Origin of the sequence: Rhizobium subbaraonis, from assembly GCF_900220975.1 — a bacterium.
GTDB lineage: Bacteria > Pseudomonadota > Alphaproteobacteria > Rhizobiales > Rhizobiaceae > Mycoplana > Mycoplana subbaraonis.
In genome coordinates, this window is record NZ_OBQD01000062.1 from 1 (window position 1) to 4,998 (window position 4,998).

At 57.3% G+C, this 4,998-nt stretch carries 4 protein-coding genes; 1 reads left to right on the forward strand and 3 read right to left on the reverse strand.

Annotated features, from left to right (window positions below):
• Positions 1–349: 349 nt before the first annotated feature.
• Together CRO48_RS31230 and CRO48_RS33610 are read right to left on the reverse strand one after the other, a co-directional pair.
• On the reverse strand, positions 350–613 hold the full coding sequence (locus tag CRO48_RS31230) for a hypothetical protein (protein WP_097143520.1): 264 nt from the start codon (positions 611–613) through the stop codon (positions 350–352).
• Positions 614–798: 185 nt separating this feature from the next.
• Complete coding sequence (locus CRO48_RS33610) at positions 799–1,284, reverse strand: sigma factor-like helix-turn-helix DNA-binding protein (RefSeq protein ID WP_097143518.1); 486 nt, start codon at positions 1,282–1,284, stop codon at positions 799–801.
• Between the two features lie 716 nt (positions 1,285–2,000).
• Here CRO48_RS33610 and CRO48_RS31240 point away from each other — a divergent pair.
• Entirely contained in the window at positions 2,001–4,295 is a 2,295-nt protein-coding gene (locus CRO48_RS31240; protein ID WP_097143519.1) for an MHYT domain-containing protein, read from the forward strand.
• A 286-nt stretch (positions 4,296–4,581) separates the two neighbouring features.
• Here the strand turns inward: CRO48_RS31240 and CRO48_RS31245 are convergent.
• On the reverse strand, positions 4,582–4,998 hold a 417-nt coding region (locus CRO48_RS31245), incomplete at its 5' end, for a tyrosine-type recombinase/integrase (RefSeq protein ID WP_176526966.1).

Consider the following 4,998-nt stretch of genomic DNA (forward strand, 5'->3'; position numbering starts at 1 on the left):
TGGCCGGCTTCAAATCGGAATGCTGGCCGGAATGAAATCGGAATGGGTGGCCGGCTTCGTTTCGGAATCAATGGCCGGCTTCATCGGAATACGCAGCGACGTCTTGCTCGCTCCATGGCTTCAGGATGTGCGATATGATTTACACCAATTTCGCCGGCGTTGAGCATATGCTGCCATAGCTAGTTTTTCCGCTATGGCGCCACATCGCTCTTCGGCTGCGGTTGGCCGTGCGTTTCCTATGGGCTTTCGAAGCCGTCGGTGGTGGAACCAATCGGCTCATCATAAAGCGTGACAATGCGAGTGCTTCGAAGCTCTCCCACGGCCTCACACACATGGTCGAGGACGTGCGTCAGGGGAGCAACTCCCCCCAGGTGGGGTCCCACTGAACGCCTTCTGTCAGCTCAACGAAAATCGGCGCCTCCGCCTCGCTGTGGCTGGCCGCCAACTTGAAGGCAGCTTCGGGCTCCATCTCTTCGCCTGGAAAGATCGTATCGTTCTTGGCGGGATCCACGATCTTGCGAACATAGCCCCGGATCTGGTCCCCAGATGTATAGAGCTTGATTATGACGGCGTCTGGCGGGCGGACCGCAGGTTGGTAGGCTCTGTAGGGCACTTTGATCTCCTTTCTGTCGCTAATTCGAGGAACGAACTTAAGTTCCCAGCCGACGCGCGAGAACTGGCGATCGGGGCGATATCCGGCCGGAAACGCCCATCGGTTGAGTTGAGAGGCAAAGGCGATGGGGATGAATTCTTTGCACTCGTCCATCGGCTCCTTGCTCGCCGCCTTGGACTCTGTCGTCAATGAAGGGGAGGCTTCACATCGGGGTGGGACCTGGATCGGCTACTTTGATCTCGAACTAGGCTAGTAGGCCGAGGCTCAACGGCTGCAAGTGCCGTTCTAGCGCGGCTCAATCGGCTCTTGATGGTCCCTATCGGGCAATCACAGATCACTGCTGCTTCCCAATACCGCAAGTTGAACAGTTCTACCGTAAGGAGGACGTCGCGGTGATATGGTGGGAGCTTTTGCAACTCCCCCATTGTTCCTTTCTGAGCTGAAGTGCCGACAGAGACTTTCGTCAGCTCTTGCTGCCGAATGAGCGTCGCCAGTTCGGCTAGCAATTGGGGCAACAGGCCCATCGGTGATGCGGCGGTGAAGCGCTGACGTGCAAGTATAAGACACTCCGCGACAACCTTATCCGCTTGGTCTGCATTTGCGCACATGACCCGCGCAAAAAAACGCAGGTGGGGGAGGCAGCTGGCAACTGTTGTCGTGTCAGACTTCATGGCGTGGGGCTCCGTGACACTGTTGAACGCGAGCAGCTGGCCAAGGTTCCTTCCTCAGCTTTCGCCCGTTCCTAATCGATGATTGGGAAGGTGAGCGGCTGTAAATCACGCCGCTGCAGAGACGCTGCCAAGATGTTTTTAATTTGCGTTGGAACAAATCCCATTCTGGCGCGTTTGTGCCGCGCTGGGGGATAGTGCGCGATGAATGAATGGCGGTCGGATGTCGTGTCGGCCCTGCCGCAGTTAAGGCAGGTCGCTTTTATCATGGCTGGAGACGAGCATGCTGCTGACGTGGCTGTCGCCCATGTCTTACGGCTGGCTCAGCGAACGGACGATGTCTCTGACTTTCCCTGCACTCTCAGCTGGCTTTTGGCAAAACTTGCGCGCTTGCCGGTGTTCGAAGGCGAAAACCTAAACCCAGACCACAGTCCACCATATTACGTCCCCAGTCTCCTCGACCTTCCATCGGCGGAGCGGCTCTGCTTGGTTCTCGTCGATGGCTTGAAGTTTGAAGCGTCATTGGTGTCCCGGATAGTTGCAGAGCCGCAAGAAACGGTTGATGAACGACTTCAACGGGCAAGACAGATGTTCAGACGTCTTCTAGATCCACCTCAGCCTCTGAACTCAAACCTGGACGTTGAGGCGTCAGCGGCAATGTACCTAGGGCAGACCCCACCAAAGCATGTTTCCCCACTCCCGGCACCAGGAGACGGGAGATGGTGAGCAGCCATAACGGGGTGCTCGTGACGCTGTCGATCCTGATCGCTGTGGCTGCCTCCTATACCGCTTTGGATATTGCTCAACGGGTCCGCGAGTCCTCGACACGCATCTCAAGAACGGCATGGCTGGCGGCGGCGGCTTTGTGCATGGGGGGTGGGATCTGGTCCATGCATTTCGTCGCCATGCTGGCCTATACCATGCCGGGTATCGTGATCAGCTATGATCCATTGTTAACTGCCATGTCGCTGCTGATTGCCATTTTGGTCACAGGCGGTGGGTTTGCGCTTGTCAGTCGTCGGGAAGAAAGCGGGGTCGCTTTGTGTCTTGGCGGCTTGTTTATGGGCGCTGGTATCGTTGCCATGCATTATATCGGCATGTCCGCAATGCGCATGCCGGCGCATATGACCTACAGCCTGACATGGGTTGGCCTGTCGATCCTCATTGCTTTGGGAGCGGCAGTTGCGGCCTTGTGGCTCGCGTTCCGCGGAAGCCGGACCCTACACCAGGGAGCTGCAGCCGTTGTGATGGGGTTTGCAATTTCGGGCATGCATTTTGCAGGAATGAAGGCGGCACATCTTCACGCAAGCGAGGAACCGGCGGGGCTGGTCTCGAGTACGTTCAGCCAAGGCGGCCTAGCAGTGGGCATCGCTTTGGTCACGTTGATGATCCTTCTTGCCGCTGTTGTCGCCGCCATGTTCGATCGTCGTTTTGCCGCACTCGCCCAAAAAGAAGCCCTGTCACTGCGAGAGGGTGAAGAGCGTTTTCGAAAGCTCTATCGCGGCACGCCCTTGCCCTTGCATGCCCTGGACGACCAGGGCCGCATCCAGGAAGTCAGCGATGCTTGGCTGGCACTGTTGAAACTGTCCCGTACACAAATCTACGGGCGCCCTTTCACCGCATTCATGACTGAAGATGCTGCCGCCGAGCGCATGCGAGAGGACTGGCCCGCCCTGCTTGCCCAGGGCGAGCTGAAAGACCGGCCCTCTCGTCTGGTCGCTGCCGACGGACGTATCCTTGATGTTCTGATCTCTTCGCGCATCGAGCGTCTTAGAGAAGAGGACAGCCCCCGTGTCATCGAAGGTCTGATCGACCTGACCGAGCGCAAGGCAACCGAGGAAGCCTTAAGACAGGCGCAGAAGATGGAAGCCATTGGCCAACTGACCGGCGGCGTGGCTCATGATTTCAATAATTTGCTGACAGTCATCATCGGCAGCCTCGAGCGAGCGCGAAAGAAGATGGTGGAGGACGAGGCGCTGCTGAGGTTGCTTGGCAATGCGCTCGAGGCGGCCCAGAGGGGGGCGAGCCTTACCCAGAGATTGTTGGCCTTTGCCAGGAAACAGAATCTCGACCCACAGGTCATCGAGGTTAAATCTCTCGTGGAGAGCTTGCAACCGCTTCTCAATAGTTCACTGCCTGCAAACATCTCGCTTAAGACGGATGTACCGGCTGGAACGCCCCCAATCAAGGTAGACCCTCATCAATTGGAGATGGCTCTGCTCAATCTTGTGGTGAATGCACGAGATGCCATGCCAGAGGGCGGCACGATCACAGTGGCAGCCTCGGTCGACGAGCAACCGCCTTCCGCCCTTGCGGGTGGCCGCTATATCTGCCTCTCAGTAACCGATGAGGGGGAGGGCATGGACGTGGAAACACTGTCTAAAGCGCGTGATCCCTTCTTCACCACGAAAGGGGTCGGAAAGGGGACGGGTTTGGGTTTGCCGATGGTCTCCGGGTTTGTCGAGCAGACTGGCGGGTTGATGGTGCTGAAGAGCGAGCTAGGTTCCGGTACCATTGTGCAGATATGGCTACCGCAAGAGCAAGAGGGCGGCGGACAGCTGGTTGAGCGGATAGACGGTGGCGACAACAACTGGCCAGTGGATCTGCGAGACCAGGTCATCCTCGCTGTGGATGACGATGCACTCGTGCTGATGAACACCGAGGCGATGTTGGAAGATCTGGGTGCCAAGGTTATTGCCACCACATCGCCATTGGAGGCTCTTCAACTGATCGAGACCCGATCGGACATCAGCTGCGTGGTCTCCGATTATGCGATGCCAAAAATGACAGGCGGCCAACTTCTGGAGGAGAGCAGGTTCCTACGGCCAGACCTACCTTTCGTGATCGCCACAGGGTATAACGAGGCCCCCATTTCGGCTCCGGCGACGACGCTGCTGGTAAAGCCCTTCACCGATGAGGCGCTAAATCTGGCGATACGGGAGGTATGTAATCAAACTTTGAATCCAGTTATCGGACCGCTACCGACAGATGTTTTCCCGCGTGCACTAAGCTGAAATGTTTATGATTTCGACAATGCGGATGCTCTCAGGCATCTCAACCTGCCACATTTAGGCTGTTGTTCAGAAATCGTATAGGAGCGGCAACGCACGACACACAGGCCCTGGGGATTGCAGAAATGGGATCCCTCGCTGTAGTAAGGCACTCGCGCTTGTGACTGGGTACGAGCCCGCTCGTGGCCTTCTGAACTCAACCGATATCGGTCGCCTCTGCGCGTTCTTGTAGAGCTCATACGGCCCATCCGAATGTTCGCAGATTAGACAGTCACGGCTCGCTTAGCGATCATGCAAGTAGCTGGGACGCTCGTGCGCTCCTCCGTTGTGCATGATTGTAGTATTCGGAAGCTTGCTGCACCGATCTATGGCGTGACTGCTCCATGGCCTCAGCGAGTGGAATGCCGCGATTGGCCGCTTCAGTCAGATAGCCGGACCGCAATCCATGCGCTGAAAACTCCGCCGGATCGAGCCCGGCCCGTTCCGCCCGATGCTTTAGAATGTCGTTGATCGCCTTCGGGTCCAGCGGCCGACGCGAGACATTGCCCCAGCGATCGATTGCCCTGAATACACTGCCCTTGTCGATTTTCGCAGCCCTTAGCCACGCATTAAGGGCATCAACCGGTCGACCGCTGAGGTAGACCACTTCGTCGTTGTCGGCGCCGCTGGTCTTGGTGCGACCAAGATGAATGGAAAGAGAGAGCAG

Coding starts and splice junctions, on each gene's coding strand:
- CRO48_RS31240 (WP_097143519.1), top strand. CDS start 2,001: ATGGTGAGCAGCCATAACGGGGTGCTCGTGACGCTGTCGATCCTGATC.
- CRO48_RS33610 (WP_097143518.1), bottom strand. CDS start 1,284: ATGAAGTCTGACACGACAACAGTTGCCAGCTGCCTCCCCCACCTGCGT.